This is a genomic window from Mesorhizobium sp. M0478, from assembly GCF_040321305.1.
Lineage (GTDB): Bacteria > Pseudomonadota > Alphaproteobacteria > Rhizobiales > Rhizobiaceae > Mesorhizobium.
The window spans coordinates 84,173-101,290 of sequence record NZ_JAMYRH010000016.1 but is presented as its reverse complement, the minus strand read 5'-3'; the positions used below and the strand labels follow the sequence as shown (position 1 = coordinate 101,290).

General features: G+C 62.0%; 15 protein-coding genes, 1 tRNA gene and 1 pseudogene. 5 read left to right on the top strand and 12 right to left on the bottom strand.

Features of this window, described 5'->3' with window-relative positions:
• Positions 1-116 precede the first annotated feature (116 nt).
• Positions 117-563 carry a helix-turn-helix domain-containing protein gene (locus tag NKI64_RS28115; protein WP_245262868.1) on the top strand — a complete coding sequence of 149 codons (447 nt, stop codon included), beginning with the start codon at positions 117-119 and terminating at the stop codon, positions 561-563.
• Positions 564-741: 178 nt separating this feature from the next.
• Here NKI64_RS28115 and NKI64_RS28110 read toward each other — a convergent pair.
• Positions 742-1,026: pseudogene (locus NKI64_RS28110) on the bottom strand (cupin domain-containing protein); the annotation flags it as partial.
• A gap of 312 nt (positions 1,027-1,338) precedes the next feature.
• Here NKI64_RS28110 and NKI64_RS28105 point away from each other — a divergent pair.
• A complete protein-coding gene (locus NKI64_RS28105; RefSeq protein ID WP_352650364.1) occupies positions 1,339-1,800 on the top strand; it encodes a YbaK/EbsC family protein in 462 nt (153 codons plus the stop codon).
• 51 nt (positions 1,801-1,851) lie between these two features.
• On the opposite strand, the gene NKI64_RS28100 is transcribed toward NKI64_RS28105, so the two are convergent.
• A tRNA-Pro gene (locus tag NKI64_RS28100) sits at positions 1,852-1,928 on the bottom strand.
• Between the two features lie 143 nt (positions 1,929-2,071).
• On the opposite strand from NKI64_RS28100, the gene NKI64_RS28095 reads away from it, so the two are divergent.
• A complete protein-coding gene (locus NKI64_RS28095; protein ID WP_352521823.1) occupies positions 2,072-3,040 on the top strand; it encodes a glycosyltransferase family 8 protein in 969 nt (322 codons plus the stop codon).
• A gap of 23 nt (positions 3,041-3,063) precedes the next feature.
• Positions 3,064-4,071, top strand: a complete 1,008-nt coding sequence (locus NKI64_RS28090; protein ID WP_352671424.1) for a glycosyltransferase family 8 protein — start codon at positions 3,064-3,066, stop codon at positions 4,069-4,071.
• A 108-nt stretch (positions 4,072-4,179) separates the two neighbouring features.
• On the opposite strand, the gene NKI64_RS28085 is transcribed toward NKI64_RS28090, so the two are convergent.
• The 5 genes from NKI64_RS28085 to NKI64_RS28065 all read right to left on the bottom strand — a co-directional run bounded on the left by NKI64_RS28085 (position 4,180) and on the right by NKI64_RS28065 (position 9,652).
• Positions 4,180-4,869 carry an FkbM family methyltransferase gene (locus NKI64_RS28085; protein WP_245260854.1) on the bottom strand — a complete coding sequence of 230 codons (690 nt, stop codon included), beginning with the start codon at positions 4,867-4,869 and terminating at the stop codon, positions 4,180-4,182.
• 219 nt (positions 4,870-5,088) lie between these two features.
• Entirely contained in the window at positions 5,089-6,333 is a 1,245-nt protein-coding gene (locus NKI64_RS28080) for an O-antigen ligase family protein (RefSeq protein WP_352671421.1), read from the bottom strand.
• The gene (locus tag NKI64_RS28075) at positions 6,330-7,865 is read right to left on the bottom strand and encodes an undecaprenyl-phosphate glucose phosphotransferase (RefSeq protein ID WP_023669388.1); all 1,536 of its coding nucleotides are present in this window, start codon (positions 7,863-7,865) and stop codon (positions 6,330-6,332) included. The genes NKI64_RS28080 and NKI64_RS28075 overlap by 4 nt, the downstream gene beginning before the upstream one ends.
• 85 nt (positions 7,866-7,950) lie before the next feature.
• Positions 7,951-9,081 carry a glycosyltransferase gene (locus NKI64_RS28070; protein WP_352671418.1) on the bottom strand — a complete coding sequence of 377 codons (1,131 nt, stop codon included), beginning with the start codon at positions 9,079-9,081 and terminating at the stop codon, positions 7,951-7,953.
• A gap of 7 nt (positions 9,082-9,088) precedes the next feature.
• Entirely contained in the window at positions 9,089-9,652 is a 564-nt protein-coding gene (locus tag NKI64_RS28065) for a polysaccharide biosynthesis/export family protein (protein WP_023682330.1), read from the bottom strand.
• Positions 9,653-9,916: 264 nt separating this feature from the next.
• On the opposite strand from NKI64_RS28065, the gene NKI64_RS28060 reads away from it, so the two are divergent.
• Entirely contained in the window at positions 9,917-12,142 is a 2,226-nt protein-coding gene (locus tag NKI64_RS28060) for a GumC family protein (protein ID WP_352671415.1), read from the top strand.
• 98 nt (positions 12,143-12,240) lie between these two features.
• On the opposite strand, the gene NKI64_RS28055 is transcribed toward NKI64_RS28060, so the two are convergent.
• The 5 genes from NKI64_RS28055 to NKI64_RS28035 all read right to left on the bottom strand — a co-directional run bounded on the left by NKI64_RS28055 (position 12,241) and on the right by NKI64_RS28035 (position 17,090).
• Positions 12,241-13,077, bottom strand: coding sequence for a GNAT family N-acetyltransferase (locus tag NKI64_RS28055; protein WP_023669392.1), 837 nt, complete (start codon positions 13,075-13,077; stop codon positions 12,241-12,243).
• Positions 13,078-13,082: 5 nt separating this feature from the next.
• Positions 13,083-13,829, bottom strand: coding sequence for an aspartate/glutamate racemase family protein (locus NKI64_RS28050; protein WP_023669393.1), 747 nt, complete (start codon positions 13,827-13,829; stop codon positions 13,083-13,085).
• A 2-nt stretch (positions 13,830-13,831) separates the two neighbouring features.
• Positions 13,832-14,650, bottom strand: a complete 819-nt coding sequence (locus tag NKI64_RS28045; protein WP_352671412.1) for an ABC transporter permease — start codon at positions 14,648-14,650, stop codon at positions 13,832-13,834.
• A 1-nt stretch (position 14,651) separates the two neighbouring features.
• Positions 14,652-15,563 carry an ABC transporter permease gene (locus NKI64_RS28040; protein WP_023705046.1) on the bottom strand — a complete coding sequence of 304 codons (912 nt, stop codon included), beginning with the start codon at positions 15,561-15,563 and terminating at the stop codon, positions 14,652-14,654.
• A gap of 237 nt (positions 15,564-15,800) precedes the next feature.
• Positions 15,801-17,090, bottom strand: a complete 1,290-nt coding sequence (locus tag NKI64_RS28035; RefSeq protein ID WP_352671409.1) for an ABC transporter substrate-binding protein — start codon at positions 17,088-17,090, stop codon at positions 15,801-15,803.
• Between the last annotated feature and the right edge of the window lie 28 nt (positions 17,091-17,118).

Below are 17,118 nucleotides of genomic sequence, written 5' to 3'. Positions count from 1 at the left end.
CCCGATGCGGCTGCCAGCAACATCAGGCTAACGCGCGAGCGGCGCAAAACCGCTGAACACTTCGGCGTGCGGCCCTTCAAAAGAACTTGATTGGGAGATCGGGGCGGAGATCCTATATGTGCCCTGGCGCCTGCGGTTTTGACGCCGGTTCACGATGCTGTGACGGTCGGTTTGGGCCTTGGCAAATCGCCGTCAAGCGGGCATTGTCCCGGCTCTCAGGCAACACCCTATCATTTGATCCAAAACTCTTTAGCCCCATGGAGTTGCCAATGCCCCAAACTGCAAAACACGAACCCTTCTCCAGGCTGGCGGCCGATGTTGCGGCCGACGTTGCGCTCGAGCACCCCGGCCTCAAAGCCATCCGGGAGACAAAGGGATACAGTATTGAAGAGCTTTCCCTGACCTGCGGTCTGTCGACCAGCGAGATTGCCGACATAGAGAGCGGCAAGGACACCGATCCGACGAAACTTCGCCGGATCGCCGCAGCATTGCAATTGCCGGAAACGGCCCTGATCGATGCCCCGGCGCCCACGGCGCCTGTGGAAAATCGGTCCGTTTCATAAACAACGGCCAAGCGTCGTTCAACAAGCCCGCCATGGTTTGCCCTGGCGGGCTTGTTGCATTCGCCCCGCGGCGAATGTCACTTCTTGCTCGGATCGTCGCCGGGTTGACGTAGGTGATTGCGAACGGCCCCTCGCCATGAACCTGGACGATCGTAGCGCTTGTCGCCCAGGCGTAATGGTTCATTCCCTGTGGGGCTACGCCGAAGCCGCCGGCGGTCAGTTCGATGCCCTTGGTCTCGTCGAGCTTGTCGCCCATGCCGATATGAAAATTGCCGGAAATCACCGTCACATATTCCGAGGTGGGATGGTTGTGCGCGGCAATCCTGTAGCCGGCCGGCAGCTTCAACCGCAGCACGTAGATGCCATCCTTCGAGGGGTCCCCGGCGATGACAGTCATGTCCGCGCCGGCGGGCAGGACAGCAGGAGCAGGGCCCCATTTGATGGCGTCCGCGTTTATCGGCATGTCGTCGGCAAGCAGCGGCGCCGTCCCGATAAGCAGCAGCGCCAGAGCCGAGGCGAGCTTGAGCATGATGATCTCTCCGGTTGGTCGTGGGAGCACAGCATCAGCGCCGGCCCTGGTCCATTGCGACCTACCAAGGCAGTAGCCCGAACACATCTCCCGCACGGGGGATGCGCCTTGCGTTGCTGACATGCGGCGCGACCCGGCTGGCTTGGCATCGCTGCGACCGTCGAGGGGGCGGGGAGTTGCCGGCGATCGAGCGTGAAGCTATCCAGTGTGACCACTAACCGCATTTTCGAATGGGACTATGCCGAGATGAGCCTTGAATCCGTGCGCGCCTTCCTGGCTGCCCATGCGCCCGATGTCGAAGTGCTCGTCACCGAAGCGAGTTCCGCGACGGTGGCGTTGGCGGCTGAGGCGCATGGCGTGGAGCCGGCGCAGATCGCCAAGACCATCTGCCTGCGCGTCGGCGGTGAGACCATGCTGATCGTTGCCGGCGGCATGTCGAGGCTCGACAACCGCAAATTCAAGGACCGTTTCCGCGGCAAGCCGCGCATGCTTGACGCCGACGAGGTTGTCGCGATTACCAGCCATCCCGTCGGCGGCGTCTGCCCATTCGGCCTGCCGGCGCCGCTGCCGGTCTATTGCGACGTCTCGCTGCGCGCCTTCGATGAAGTCGTGCCCGCGGCCGGCGCCACCAACGCCGCTGTAAGGCTCAGCCCGCAGCGCATGGCCGACATCGTCGGCGCCGAATGGGTCGACGTCTGCCAAGGATGAATGTTGGTGATTTGAGAAGCAGGACCTTTGGGGGCAAGTCCTGTCTAAAAATGGTCGGAGTGGCCGGATTCGAACCGACGACCCCTTGACCCCCAGTCAAGTGCGCTACCGGGCTGCGCTACACTCCGGACCGCGCAAAGCCATATATTTTCAAGGGGTATGGTGCAAGCGCTAAAACGGCGCGCCGGGCCTGAAAGTCGCCAGCATTCGGCCTTGTCGCCGCAACGCCAAGGCGATATGGCTCGCGCAGTATCGATACGAAGGATTGCGCGTGGCAAATTCCTGTTTTTTTCTGGCGGCCGACGCCAATTATTTTCCGTATGCATGCTTGGCGGCGCGCAGAATTCTGGAGGTTTCGGGAGACGCAACGCCAGGCTTCATCCTGCATGTCGGCGCACGTGATGCCGATATGCGTGTTGCTGAACGCCTGCTGAAGAACCGTCTTCGCATAATGGACGTTTCGGGGCTGTTTGCGGAGGCTGGCCATACTTTCCGGCCAAGCAATGTCGGCACTTTTGTTCGGCTTTTCGCCGACCAACTGCCTCAGTTCGCGGACTATGACCGCATCGCCCATGTCGATTGCGATGTTCTGTTCAATCGAGATATCGCGGATCTCGTGGGCCAGACACTTCATGCTCCGTTGTTGGCCGCTCACGACGATTACATGTATTTCCGCCCGGGCTATCGGAACAAACTGTCGATGCAGCCGGGGGCGCCTTATTTCAACGCCGGCATCATCGTCTTCAACATGCCGCCGGTGCGTCAACAGGGACTTTTGCACCGCGCCAGAGATGTTGCCGTTGCCGGGCAAATGAACGATCAGAACGCGCTGAACATCGTCTTCGAGGGCAAGTGGCAGACGATGCACCCGAACTGGAATTTGATGTCCAACGATACGAAGGAGTTTCGGTTCGCCCAAGCCTATGCGCGGCATTTCGCCGGCGGCAAGCCATGGGGGAGCCAGGTCGATGTGGAGCCTGAGGCGCTTGCCGTCTGGCGCGATCTGGCAAGGGATACGCCGTGGCTTGAGCCCTTCCGGCAGCGTATTCCCTTCGAGCGGGGCGTCATGAGGCGGTTCGCCCGAAGGTTCGACGGTATCATGGGGATGTTGCCGAACAAGGACCGGTATCGGCGGCGCGCACGGTACGACGGCAGCAAGGTGCATAAGATATATGCCGAGCATGCTGACGCCGGGGCGATGGCTGTGCAGTTTCCGGAAGTACTCGGTGGTTTCGCCTGAGACCCGCAACGGAGCTCTCGCGAATGGGTCAGGCAACAGGTTGTAGCATGCCGCAAAAATCGTGTTTCTTTTTCGCCACCGACCAGAGGTATTTCCCGTATGCCAGCCTGGCGGCGCGCCGCGTGCTGAATGTGTCGGACCACCTCGACGGCTTTATTTTGCACACCGGTGTCATCTCCAACGAAGACCGAGCTATCGGAGAGCGTCTGCTCGGTGGGAAGATCCGCATCCTGGATGTCACGAAATTCATGGAAGCGACAAACTTCAACCGCGGAACGCACCCAACCCTTGCGACCTACATCAGGCTGTTTGCCGATCAATTGCCGGAGTTCGAACCATATGACCGCATCGCCTATTCCGACGCCGATGTGCTTTTCAACAGATCGATAGAAGACCTCTGCAACGTCCCGCTCAACGCTCCGCTGCTGGCCGCACACGATGAGCAGACCTATTTCGACGTAAAGTATCGACAGCATTTACCGATGCAGCCAGGCGCGCCGAAGTTCAATGCCGGCGTGCTGGTGTTCAACATGCCACTGGTCAGGCAGGAGGGGCTTCTGGAGCGTACCCGGCAGTTGGCCTCCGAGCAGGTTTACGGGATGGATCAAGGTGCATTGAACGTGGCTTTCGAGGGCAGGTGGCAGACGATGCACCCGTTCTGGAACGTGATGACCAACTACACCAGCCAGATTTCTTTCAGCCGCTGCTACGCCCGCCACTTCGCCTGGGGCAAGCCCTGGGACCGTCCGCCGATCGGTGTCGAGGTCGGCGCCATGGCGATCTATCGTGATCTGGCGAAAGGCACGCCCTGGGCCGGCCGTTTCAACAGCAACTGGCCGATCAAGAGAGGCATATTGAAAAACCTCGGCCGCAAGTTCGACGCCATCAGCGGGATTTTGCTGAACGACGAGAAGCGCAAGCGACGGGCGCGGTTCGACGCCGAAAAGGTCAGCGCCATCTTTGCCAGCCATGCGGACAATTCGATGTTGGCCGTGCAATACCCCGAACGGGTAGCTGGCATAGCCAGATAGAACTTGACGCTCCGCCGGACGCGGTTCCTCCCGCCAATCTTCCTCGATAAGTCTATTGCCTCGCTGGTTGATGCCCTCCGGCTAGCACGCTCAAGGCCGAGCCGATACTTAGCTCCAATCCAGATTGATGTTGCGGATGCCTTCCTGCGCGATCCGGCCCCGCAGCTTGCCGATCCGGTCGGCCAGGTCTGGCGAGAACCGTTCATGTGTCTCGACCAGGATTTGTCCAATCGAACGGTGAATGCTGGCGTCCAGCATGGCTTCGATGCATTCCGCTTCGGCCCCTTCTATGTCCATCTTGACGATGGCGATCGGCTCATGGAGACCTTGCAGGAACTGCACCAGGTCAACCACCTCAACTTCAAAGCTTTTCCCGTTCGTGTGTTCGTGTGTCTGGATCAGGGACGACGATTCGGTCCTGCGGAGATCGCTGACGTCCGGCCTCTGATGGAATGTGGCCGCTCGCGCTGATCCACCAACAGCCTTCGGAATGATCGTCACCCGGTCGTTGTTGCCAAACCTTTTCGTCAAAATCTGGCGAGCAACAGGGTCAGGCTCGAAAGCAATCACCCGCATCCCATAGGCTAGTACATGTCCCGTGACGTCGCCAATATTGGCGCCGAGATCGATGAACAGACTATCGGCGGGAAGCTTTTTCATAAGCTGATGGAAGTCGTATTCGGCCTGCCGCACACGCCGCGGGGGCCTGTGCCATCGGCGATACGCGTACCAGCGCAGCATGAATTCGAAATAGCTTTCCCTCAGCATAACCACGCCCGTCAGATTAGTGGCGCCCACCAACCCGGAATATTATCCAGCCCGGCAAGCACGCCAACTCAATTGGAATTTTGTCAGTCGCGTTTAGCGACGTTTTCCCACCATCACAACATAAATGCGCCGCCGGCAACCCGTGCTCAATTCGACCAGGGGTTGGAGCAAGCAGATCAAAGCCTGCGAGGGCCTGCACAACCCCGGTATTGGCGTGCGCGGCTGTTCCTGTCCTTTAGGATTACTCGGCTACCTCGGTTGCGCCACCGCCCGCAACCCGCGCTGATGCCTGTATTCCAGCGCGATCGCGCCCCAGATCAGGCCGAGCAGCAGGTAGACATGGCGCCAGTGGTCGATGTCGATGAAGGTGCCGAGCCCGATATTGCCGATGAAAGCGACGTAGGCGCAGAGCAGATAGGGCTGCCATGGCCGGTCGCGCAAAAGGATGCGGAAGCCGGCGGCGATCGTCCACAGCGTCAGCGACAGGAACGAGACGAAGCCGAGCCAGCCATAATCCATCAACGTCTTCAGCCAGATGTCGTGCGTGTCTTCGCCAAAAATGGTGCCGAACACCAGCGGGCCGATGCCGAGCGGATATTCGAGCGCCATCTCGAAGCCGATCGTGTAGCGGGCGAAGCGGCCAAGGCGCGCCGTGTCGTAGCTCTGTTCCAGCTGGGCGCGGCTGGAAAACATCTCGCCGACGCCGGGCAGCTGCAGAATGACGATCATGGCGACCACCAGCAGGGTGACGGCGGCAATGGTCATGATGATGACGCGCAGCCGGAACTTGCCGCTGTTGCTTTGCAGGAACAGGGCGCCGGTGAGCAGGATGGCCGAGACGGCGAACATGCCCCAGGCGCCGCGCGAGAACGAAAAGAAGATGCCCGCGGTGATGATCAGCAGCGGCACCGCCAGAAGCGGCATGCGCGCGATTGAGCCGGTCAACAGCAGATAGAGCAGATAGATGCCGGGCAGCACCAGGAACGGCCCGAACACGTTCGGATCCTGGAAGGCGCCCTGGGCGCGGTCGTATCTGGTGAAGATTTCAGCGCCCGGGAAAGCGTGGAAATAGCCGGCAATGCCGAGCAGCGAGGTCACCACCGCGGAGACGACATAGGCGATGAAGATCAGCCGGTAGAGGCCGGGCTGCACCGCCGTCACCGACGAGAAGAACACCGCGGTGACCGCGAGAAACAGCGAGACCGCGAGATAGAGCGGTGTGTTGGCGAGATCGGCCATCTGCGTCATTGCAATCATGCCGCCGATGTTCATCGTGATCAGCAGCACCAGCAGCGGCACGGCCGCGCGCGATATGCGCAGGCCAAACAGCCCCCACACCCCGATCAGCCCGACCATGAAAAGATCGTAAGGCGCCGGCTCGTCGATGACGAAGCCTGACAGGAAGACGCCGAAAAACACCGCGCCCGACGATATCAGCGCGATCAGCTTGGCATTGACCGCAGCCTGCGACAAATCATGGGAAATCGCGCTCAATAGGCGTTTTCCGTGTTGAGCAGCCGCAGCGGCGTCATGAGCAGGATGCGCAGATCGAACAGCATCGACCAGTTCTCGATGTAATAGAGGTCGTATTCCGTGCGCATGCGGATCTTCTCATTGGTGTCCATCTCGCCGCGCCAGCCATTGATCTGCGCCCAGCCGGTAACGCCGGGCTTGACCTTGTGGCGCGCGAAATAGCCGTCGACCACCTCGTTGTAGAGAAGGTTGTGCGACTGCGCGGCAATCGCATGCGGGCGCGGACCGACCAGTGACAGCGTGCCGAACAGCGAGTTGAAGAACTGCGGCAGCTCGTCGATCGAGCTCTTGCGGATGAAGCGGCCGACGCGGGTGACGCGCGGATCGTTCTTGGTCACCGTCTGCTTGGCGGTCGGGTCCGAGCGGTCGGTATACATGGAGCGGAATTTGTAGACTTCGACGATCTCGTTGTTGAAGCCGTGCCGCTTCTGCTTGAACAGCACCGGACCCTTGCTGTCGAGCTTGATGGCGATGGCCGTCGCCAGCATCACCGGTGAAAACAGGATGATGCCGATCAGCGAGAAGACGATGTCGAAGGCGCGCTTGGCGACCGAATCCCAGTCGTTGATCGGCCTGTCGAAGATGTCGAGCATCGGCACCGAGCCGATGTAGGAATAGGCGCGCGGGCGAAACTGCAGCGCGTTGGAATGCGCCGAGAGCCGGATGTCGACCGGCAGCACCCACAGCTTCTTCAGCAGTTGCAGCACGCGCGTTTCGGCAGTCAGCGGCAGCGACACGATCAGCATGTCGATGCGCGCGATGCGGGCGAATTCCATCAGCTCCGAAATGGTGCCGAGCTTGGGATAGCCGGCCACGATCGGCGGCGAGCGCTTGTCGCCGCGGTCATCGAAGATGCCGCAGATACGGATGTCGTTGTCTGGCTGCTTCTCGACCGAGCGGATCAGCATCTCGGCCGCCTTGCCGCCGCCGACGATGACGGCGCGGCGTTCCATGCGGCCGTTGCGCGCCCAGCGCCGGATCAGCTTCGACATCACCAGCCTGAGGCCGAACAGCAGAAGCAGGCCGACGACAAACCAGGTGCCGAACAGCAGACGCGAATAATCCTCCGACATTTTCATGATGAAGGCCGTCAGCGCCATCAGCGCGAAGGTGCCGGCCCAGACCATCAGCACGCGGCCGAGATTGGAGATCGGTCGCATCAAGGCGGAGATCTGGTAGCAATCGCTGACGTCGAGCAGCACCACGGCCACGAATGACGCCGCGGCAATGGTCAGCGGATATTGCCAGGCGAGATAGTTGAAGAAGCCGACAAAGTGGAAGTAGAGCGCGAGCCCCGACAGGAACAGCAAGCCGAATTCGCCTATGCGCAATACGCCGCTGACCATGACCGGCGACATCGTATCGCGCCGGTATTGCGAGGCGACCTGGCGGGCAACACTGTTCATGCCGCCGGGCGTGGGGCTCTCGGCAGGACTGTCGAATTTGCGCACCGCATCGGCCGAAAAGCGGCGCGTGGGGTCGGTCTCGTTCATCGGGTTTCCCACAAGCTTCCGCGATGACGATAGCAGAAAGAGAGCTAAAAAAACCTTGAGACAACTTGTGGTTTTGGAGGGTCGTCTATCTGTTGAGCGCGGCGAAATAGGCCTTTTCGATTTCGGCGGCCATCACATCGGCGCCGAATCGCGCCTTGAGGCTGGCCGTATCGGGCATGACGCGCCGGTAGGCGTCGAGATCGCGCAGCGCTTCACCCACCTTGTCGCCGAGTTGGCGCGGATCGGGACGGATCAGGGCAGGGGATCCCTCACCGAAGATTTCGGGAATGCCGCCGACGGCCGTGGCGATCATCGGCCTGCCGGCCGCTAGCGTCTCCAGAACGATATAGGGCATGGCTTCCGCGCGGGAGGGGACGACGACCAGATCGGCCAGCGAAAATGCCTCCCTGGCTGGCATAGGCGGCAAGAAGCGGACCTGTTTTTCGAGGCCCAGCCGTTTCACCTGCGCATGGTAGCGCGGCAGGTCGTCGCCATCGCCGACCATGACCGCGGTCAAGCGGCGCTCAAGCTGGGACCCGGCCAGCACCAGCGCCTCGATGAAAATGTCAGGCCCTTTGAGGTCGCGCATCATGCCGATGTAGAGCAGGTCGGCCGCGTCGGGTTGTGCGACCACCGGTTCGAACTCGGCGGCGCGCAGGCCGTTATAGACCAGCGTGTTCGGGATAGGCGGTTCGCCGACCTTCCTGCGATAGGTGCGCCGCTCATAGTCGGAGACGAACAGCAGGCAGTCGGTGAAGCGCGCCATGAAGCGCTCGAGCGCGAAGAACAGCTTCCCGGTCGTCGTCGTTTCATCATAGTGGAGGGAGCCGCCATGCGGCGAATAGAGGCGGGCTACGCGAGACCTAGATACCCGCAACAATGAGCCGAACAGACGGGCATAGGCGCCACCTTTGGCGCCATGTCCGTGCAACACGTCCGGCTGCAATTCCTTGATGATCCTGTAAGTGCGCCAGGCCGAGGCGAAGTCGCCCGGCCCGACATGGCGCTGCATCGGCGTGCGATGGATGCCGAGCGCCAGGCTGTCCTTCATCTGGTCGAACAGGCGTTCCTCGTATTCGCCGCCGGTGGTCGAATCGCAGACGATGCCGACAACATGTCCGGCGGCGAGCTGGGCCTCCGTCAGGTCGCGCACATGCCGGAAGATTCCGCCGACGGGTGAGCGAAAGCAGTGGACGATCCTGAGCTGGTCCGCCACGTTGATGTCAGAACAGGCGTTCGCGAACGTAGACCGTGTCGCCCGGCAGCAGCGGATCGGAGGTAACCACCCGGCCTGTCATCACCTTGCCGTTGATGTCGCGGGTGATGTCGACGCTTTCCTGGTTGGCGCGCGGCGAGAAACCGCCGGCAATCGCGATGGCCTTCTGCACGGTGAGGCCCGGCACGTAGGAATACTGGCCGGCGGCGCCCACTTCGCCCATGACGAAGATCGGCCGGTAGCGATCGATCTCGACCGACACGTCGGGGTCGCGCAGATAGCCTTGGCGCAGTTTGTCGGCGAGCGCTTTTTCCAGCTGCTGGGCCGTGTGGCCGCGCGCCGGCACCGCGCCGACCAGCGGGAAGGACATGTAGCCGGACTGATCGACACTGTAGGTGTTGGTCAGACCGTCCTGTTCGAACACGGTGACGCGGACACGGTCGCCGGCGCCGAGCCGATAGGGCTGGTCGAGTACCTCGTGGAAGGCCGCCGGCGTCGGCCGGTAGCTGGAGCAGCCGGCGAGGATCGACACGGCCAGCAGAGCGCGAAACAGACCAGCAGCGCTTTTCATGATCGGACACACACCTTCGTCGCTATGGCCGCCAGGACACGGCGGCAAACCTTAAGGATCTGGGTTCGTTATCATCCTGTTAGGGTTAATGGCCGGTAAAGGGACGCGGCCGATTTGGCGGCAATCGACAAAAAGCCGTATAGTTTTGCTGGCTTTGTTTACCGGATGTCAGCAAACCCTAACAGCTGCTTACCGCGATCTTAACGGCTGAGTTACCATAGTTGTTTACGCTACCATCTAGCCTCATGTCCGGAGCAGGAATGCATGTCCGACCAGTCCGCGGCCGCAGATGTCGATGTCGACCTGAGACAGCTCTTCGCCAGCCTGGCGCGGAACTGGCTGCGCATTCTTGTGATCACGCTTCTCGTCACTGGTCTCGCCTTCGCCTTCGCGTGGCTTGCCACGCCGCATTACAAGGCGACGACGCAGCTGAAAATCCAGTTGAGCGAATCGGCCTATACGCGGCCTGCCGGTACCAATGAAGACGACAAACCTGTGCTCGATGCGGAAGGTGTAGCAACCGAGGTTCAGGTCATTTCCTCGTCCGACATTCTCAATAAGGTGGCTGGCAATCTGCATCTGGGCGACAAGCCCGAGTTCAACGATGCGCTCGGCATGTCGCCGGCAGCCCGACTTCTTGTCATTGCCGGACTGAAAAGTGATCCGGAAGAAATTCCGCTCGAAGAGCGCGTGCTGACGAAGATGCGCGACAAGCTCAATGTTTATGGCGTGGAAAAGACCCGCGTCATCGCCGTCGAATTTTCCTCGGAAGATCCCCAGCTTGCCGCTGACATTCCGAACGCCATCGCCAAGGCCTACCTGGCCTATCAGGCGGACGCCAAGACCACGTCGAACGCCGCCGCGACCGCCTTCCTCGGGCCGGAGATCGAGGAGCTGCAGAAGCAGGTCAGGGATGCAGAGGCCAAGGTCGCGGCCTTCCGCTCCGCTCAGTCGGACCTGTTGATGGCTGGCAACAATTCGGTGCTGGCGACACAGCAATTGTCCGAGCTGTCGAGCGAGCTGTCGCGTGTGCGCGCCAGCCGCGCTTCGGCCGAGGCAACGGCCGAAAGGGTGCGCCAGGCTTTGCAGAATGGCGGTTCGCTGGACGCTGTACCCGAAGTGCTGTCGTCCGATCTGATCCAGCGGCTGCGTGAGCGTCAGATCGAGCTCAGAACCAACATCGCCGATCTTTCCACCACCTTGCTCGACAACCATCCCCGCCTGCGGGCGATGAGGTCGCAGCTTGCCGATCTCGACGGCCAGATCCGCAACGAAGCGCAAAAAATCATGCGCGGGTTGCTGACGCAGGCGCAGACCGCCCAGGCGCGCGAAAACCAGCTGATATCGGACGTCAACAAGCTGAAAGCGGCGTCGTCGCGCGCCGGCGAGGAGCAAGTCCAGCTGGATGCGCTGCAGCGTGAGGCGAACGTCCGGCGCCAGCAGCTTGAATCCTATATGGCGAGCTTCCGCGAAGTGTCCTCGCGCAAAAACTATCTGCCGGTCGATGCCAGCGTGTTTTCCGAGGCGCGCGTGCCGTCGGAACCCTATTTCCCCAAGCTCGTGCCGATCGTCGGCGCCGCCTTCGTCGGCTCGCTGGTTCTGATGTCGGTCATCACGCTTCTGCAGGAGCTGTTTTCGGGCCGCGCCATGCGCCCGGCGCCCGGCGCCCGCTTGGACCGCATCGAACAGGTTGCGATGCCGGCAATGTCGGCGCCGGCCGTCGACCCGGAACCGGCCGCAGTCGTGGCCGAGAAGGTGGTCGATCAGCGGACGGCCATGGAGTCTGAACTGGCGCCCGAGCCGGAGCAGGAGCCGGCTCCTTCAGTGCTGGAAGGAGCAGCGGCTGCCGATCCAGAACCGCAATCCGAACCCGAGCGGGTACGCTCCAGCCTTGGCGAGATCGATGTCGAGAAGGCGGCGGAAAAGCTGATCGCCAGCGGTGCTGCGCGCGCCATCTTCGTGTCGCCCGAAGGCGATGAGGCGGCTGCATCGGCAGTGCTGGTAGCGCGCGAAGTCTCCGACGCTGGCCTGCGCGTGCTGCTGCTCGATCTCACGGCGTCAGGTGCCGCCTCGCGGCCGATGCTGGACAGCGGACTTTTCCCCGGCATCACCAATCTGCTGGCTTCGGAAGCGCAGTTCAGCGACGTCATCCACGCCGACCTCTATTCGGACTGCCATGTCGTTCCCGTCGGCACCGCCGATCCGGTTCGCGCCATGCGCGCCGCCGACCGGCTGCCGATCATCATGCAGTCGCTGACCACCGCCTATGATCTGGTCATCGTCGAATGCGGACCGGCCGATGCGCAAGGCATCAGCCGACTGGTCGGCGACAGCACCGAGGTCTTCATGTCCATGCTGCAGGCGGACGATGAGGTGGCGCAGGCCGCCGTCGAGCTGATCGAAAGCGGCTATCCCGACCTCACTCTGGTGACGCCGATCGGCCACGAGACGCCGGGTAACCCCGTGCCGGGACGACGTAGCGCCGCCTGAGACAGCAGACAATTCGACTTAGGCGGCGCTACTACGGATCGGCTCGTCCATCGCCCGCCGGCTCCCGAAAAACCAAGCCTGTCAGTCGGCGCCGGGATCTACCCCAACTCCAGGGTCGTCACGCCAAATATTCGGCGCGAGTCGACCTTCGGAGGCGGGCCCTTGTACATGCGCGTGGTGGTGAAGGTCGGCCTGAAACCAATTGCTGAAAGCGCCGTGGTGAAATCGAAATTTTCGGCAGGAACGTCGATATGCAGGTCGCCACCTTCGCATGCGGCAGCCAGACTGCCCATGAGCTGCATCGCCGTCTCGGTGTCGTCGGCAAACAGCGGGCCGATCTTGTAACCCGAACGGCAGGGACGAGCCACGGCGTAGCCTATGGTGCCGAGTGAACTGATCGCGGCGAACCCGCAATGCGGCGGCTGCGCCCAGCGGTGCAGGAAGGCTCGTCGAGGCGCGGGGAAACAGCGGGCGTCATAGACGATGATGTCGGGCACGAGTTGCGTGGTTATCATGCGCACCCCTTCGCTTCGGACGGGCGGGGTCGCGATACGGCCGCTGAAGCGGATGGTTTCGTACGCCGAGCTGAATCCCGTGCGGCGATAATTCGCCAGCTGCGCGGCGACCCCGTCGAGGCCGACCGTTCGGCCGGCCAGCCTGGCCATGCCCGCATTCCAGACTGCTTTGCCATGGCCTTTGCCGCGCATGTCTGGTCGGCAGATGTAGAGACCGATGAAACCGAAGTTGCCGCCATAGGCGACAGCCGAGATGGCGGCGGTCATCTCGTTGTCGACAAAAGCGCCGATGAACCCTTCAGGATCGGTTGGCCGGAACGCCGCGGCATCGTCAAGGCCAGGGTTCCAGCCTTCAGCCGCCGCCCAGTCGATGAGAACGGTCAGTTCCGGCGGAGACAATGCGCGGACGGTAGGCTTCATAGCGTTCACTCCGCGGCGACCACCCCCGGCGAGAAGGATTTCAGCACGCCGCGATAGGGCTTGGCCAGCGGACTGGCATAGGAGCCGCGCTTCGAGGTCGACAGGCCCAATGCGATCAGCGCCTCGGCCTGTTTGAGGGCGGCGCCGACGCCGTCGATGACGGGCAGGTCGAACTCTTGCTGCAACCGGTGTGCCAGGTCGGCCATGCCGGCGCAGCCGAGCACGATGGCCTCGGCGCGGTCTTCCGCTATGGCGCGGGCGATCTCGGCGCGCAGTTTCTCGACAGCGCCGGAAGCAGCGTCTTCAAGCGAGAGTACGGGAATGTCGGCGGCGCGCACGCGGGCACGCCCGGCCATGCCATAGCGCTGCACCAGCCCCTCGACAGGGACACGCGAGCGTTCGGTGGTCGTCACCACTGTGAAGCGCTGGGCAATGTAGGAGGCGACACTGAGTGCGGCCTCGCAGATGCCGATGACCGGAATGGAGGCCATGGCGCGTGCCGCATCCAGGCCGGTATCGTCGAAGCAGGCGATGATGGCGGCCTGAGCCCCGGCACGTTCGCCGGCGGCGATCTCCATCAAAAGGCCGGGCACGGCCAATGCCTCGTCATAATAGCCCTCGATCGAGGCCGGGCCCATCGAGGAGGTGACCGCGATCACCTCGGTCCCGGCGCCGGCAACGCCGCGCGCCGCCGCCGCGATCGTCTCGGTCATGCTCGCCGTTGTGTTGGGGTTCACCACCAGTATCTGCACCATCAAACCCTGGCCCGCCTGCGGCCGACATAGAGGATGGCGCCCAGTGTGGCCAGGATCACCAGGAAGGAGAACACGGTGGTCACCGTGCCCAGCGCGTAGAGCACCGGCGTCGTGACATTGGTGGTCATGCCGTAGATCTCGAGCGGCAGCGTGTTGAAGGTGCCCGACGTCATCAGCGTGCGGGCGAACTCGTCATAGGACAGCGTGAAGCCGAACAGGCCGACGCCGATCAGGCTCGGCGCGATCATCGGCAGCACGACATGGGCGAAGGTCTGCCAGGAGTTGGCGCCCAGGTCACGCGCGGCTTCCTCATAGGCGGGCGAGAAGCGGTTGAAGACGGCGAACATGATGAGCACGCCGAAGGGCAAGGTCCAGGTCAGGTGCGCGCCGAAGGCCGATGTGTACCAGGCTGGGCGGAAGCCGACCTGCTGGAAGACGACGCCGATGCCGAGCGAAATGATGATCGAGGGTACTACGAGGCTGGCGACCGCCAGGTAGAACAAAGCGGTGGCGCCACGAAATTTTTGCCGGAAAGCGAGCCCTGCCAGCAGCGACACGACGACGGTGACGATCATCACCATAAGGCCGAGCACGAGCGAGCGCTTGAAGCTGCCGCCGAAATCGCCGACCGCCTGGCGCTCGAACAGATTGGCGAACCAGTGCAGCGACACGCCATTGAGCGGGAAGGTGAGGCCGCCGGTCTCGCCTTGGAAAGAAAGGATCAGGATCGCCGACAGCGGGCCGTAGAGGAACAGCACGAACAGAGTGAAGAAGACCGCAAGCACATAGAATTCGAGGGTGCGTTTTTCGTGGCCCACCTCAAAGCTCCTTGCGGATGTCGACGATGCGCAGGATGCCCGCGACCATCAACAGTACCAACACCAGCAACACTACGGCATTGGCGGCGGCTGCGGGATACTGCAGCAGCGACATCTGGTTCTTCATCATCAGTGCGACCGACGCGCTCTGGCCGCCCGACATCACCTGCACAGTGGAGAAATCGGCCATCACCAGCGTGACGACGAAGATGGTGCCGATCGCCATGCCGGGCTTGGCCAGCGGGATGACGACGTTCCACAAGACCTGCCAGCCGGACGCGCCGGCATCGCGCGCGGCCTCAACCAGCGAGCGGTCGATGCGCATCAACGTGTTGAAGATCGGCGTTACCATGAACAGCGTGTAGAGATGCACCATGGCCAACACCACGGCGAATTCCGAATAGAGCAGCCATTCGATGGGTTTTGGCACCAGCCCCAACTGCACCAGCGCCGAGTTGATCAACCCGTTGCGGCCAAGCACCGGGATCCACGAGATCATGCGGATGATGTTGGAGGTCAGGAACGGCACCGTGCAGACAAGGAACAGCACCATCTGCATGGCGGTGGTGCGGATATGGAAGGCGAGGAAATAGGCCACCCAGAAGCCGATGAACAAGGTCAGCGCCCAGACGATGGCAGCGAATTTGATGGTGTTGAGATAGGTCTTCCAGGTGACCCATGATCCCAGCACGTCGAAATAGTTCGTCGTCAGGAAATCCGGATACATGGCGGCGAAGTCATAATCCCAGAAGGAGACGACGACGATCATGATGATTGGCAAGAGCAGGAACGCACCGAGGATGAGCGCCAGCGGCGCCGATTGGAGGTAAGGCGTGACGGCACTGATGGAGAAGCGCCGGCGTCTGGCGGGCTTGGCTGCTGCGATGGCGGGGCGTTCGAGCGCGACTGTCATTGGGAAAATCCTCCGCGTGATCGCGATGACTTGCGATCCTTCGCGCCCCCCTCTGTCCTGCCGGACATCTCCCCCACGAGGGGGGAGATCGAACTCTCATAACGGCCTTCGCCAATCTCCAACGTTGCTAACGAAGAGCCGGCCATGACGCTGCCAATCTCCCCCCAAGTGGGGGAGATGTCCGGCAGGACAGAGGGGGGCGCGAAGGATCGCAACATCACAGTGAACGCGTCCGCTCTACGCCGCGATGAACTCGTTCCAGCGCTTCACCATGTAGCGGTCCTCGTCCATGACCGAGTTCCAGCAGGCGACTTTGCCCATACGCTCTTCGAACGAGCCGCCGTCGCGCACGGCGCCGGCCTTTTCCATGACGGTGCCGTCCGGCGCCTTGATCTCGCCCTCGGCCGGCTTGCCTTCGATCCAGTAGCCCCATTCGTCCTCGGACATGAACTTCTTGGCCGAGACCATATTGGCGGAATAGTAGCCCTGGCGGTTGAGATAGCCGCCGACCCAGCCCGACGTATACCAGTTGATGTATTCGTAGGCCGCGTCGAGTTCGGCGCCCTTGAGGTGGGCGGCAAGGCCAAGGCCGCCGCCCCATGAGCGATAGCCCTCCTCGAGCGGCTGGAAGCGGCAGGCGATGCCTTTGGAGCGCACGGCAGCGACGGCCGGCGACCACATCGACTGGATGACCACTTCGCCCGATGCCATCAGGTTGACGCTCTCGTCGAACGACTTCCAGAAGGCGCGGAACTGGCCGGCCTGCTTGGCCTTGATGAGGAAGTCGATCGTCTTGTCGATCTCTTCCTTGGTCATGTTGCCCTTGTCGGCATATTTGATGCTGCCTGTGGCCTCCATGATCATGGCCGCATCCATGATACCGATGGACGGGATGTTAAGGATCGCGGTCTTGCCCTTGAAGGCCGGGTCCATGATGTCGGCCCAGGTGGTGATGTCGCGGCCGACGAGGTCGGGCCGGATGCCTAGTGTATCGGCGTTGTAGATCGTCGGCACCATGGTGAACCACTTGGTCGGCGCCTTGGCGAAGGTCTTTGAGTCCTGCGCTTCGACATAGCCGACCGTGTGCGGCGCGGTGCCCTGGGCAATGATGCTGTCGGGCGTCAGCTTGCCGGTTTTGAACAACGGCACCAGCTCGTCGTAGTATTTCAGCTTACTGACATCCATCGGCTGCAGCACGCCGCTCGGGAACACCTTCTTGCAGATCCAGTATTCGATGTCGGCGATGTCATAGCTGTCGGGCTGGGTCACGGCGCGCTGGGCGGCCGCGTCCGAATCGGTCGCCGTCATTTCCAGCGTGATGCCGAGGTCGGCCTTGCACTTGTCGGCGATCGCGTTCAGGTTCGACACGCCGGTGCCGAACTGGCGCAGCGTGATGTTGGACTGCGCCCAGATGGTCGGGAAGCCTGTAATGGCGCCCGAGCCTGCGGCGAGGCCGACGGCGGCCGCACCTGTCTTGAGCAACGAACGGCGCGAAATTCCGGTCTTTGTTTCTACTGTTTTTGTCATTCCTATTCCCCTGTTTTGTTTTGCTTCG

Bases quoted from the DNA above. Each gene is read 5' to 3' on its own strand.
- NKI64_RS28115 (WP_245262868.1), top strand. From the start codon at position 117: ATGTGCCCTGGCGCCTGCGGTTTTGACGCCGGTTCACGATGCTGTGAC.
- NKI64_RS28105 (WP_352650364.1), top strand. From the start codon at position 1,339: ATGAGCCTTGAATCCGTGCGCGCCTTCCTGGCTGCCCATGCGCCCGAT.
- NKI64_RS28090 (WP_352671424.1), top strand. From the start codon at position 3,064: ATGGGTCAGGCAACAGGTTGTAGCATGCCGCAAAAATCGTGTTTCTTT.
- NKI64_RS28075 (WP_023669388.1), bottom strand. From the start codon at position 7,865: ATGAACGAGACCGACCCCACGCGCCGCTTTTCGGCCGATGCGGTGCGC.
- NKI64_RS28065 (WP_023682330.1), bottom strand. From the start codon at position 9,652: ATGAAAAGCGCTGCTGGTCTGTTTCGCGCTCTGCTGGCCGTGTCGATC.
- NKI64_RS28060 (WP_352671415.1), top strand. From the start codon at position 9,917: ATGTCCGACCAGTCCGCGGCCGCAGATGTCGATGTCGACCTGAGACAG.
- NKI64_RS28055 (WP_023669392.1), bottom strand. From the start codon at position 13,077: ATGAAGCCTACCGTCCGCGCATTGTCTCCGCCGGAACTGACCGTTCTC.
- NKI64_RS28040 (WP_023705046.1), bottom strand. From the start codon at position 15,563: ATGACAGTCGCGCTCGAACGCCCCGCCATCGCAGCAGCCAAGCCCGCC.
- NKI64_RS28035 (WP_352671409.1), bottom strand. From the start codon at position 17,090: ATGACAAAAACAGTAGAAACAAAGACCGGAATTTCGCGCCGTTCGTTG.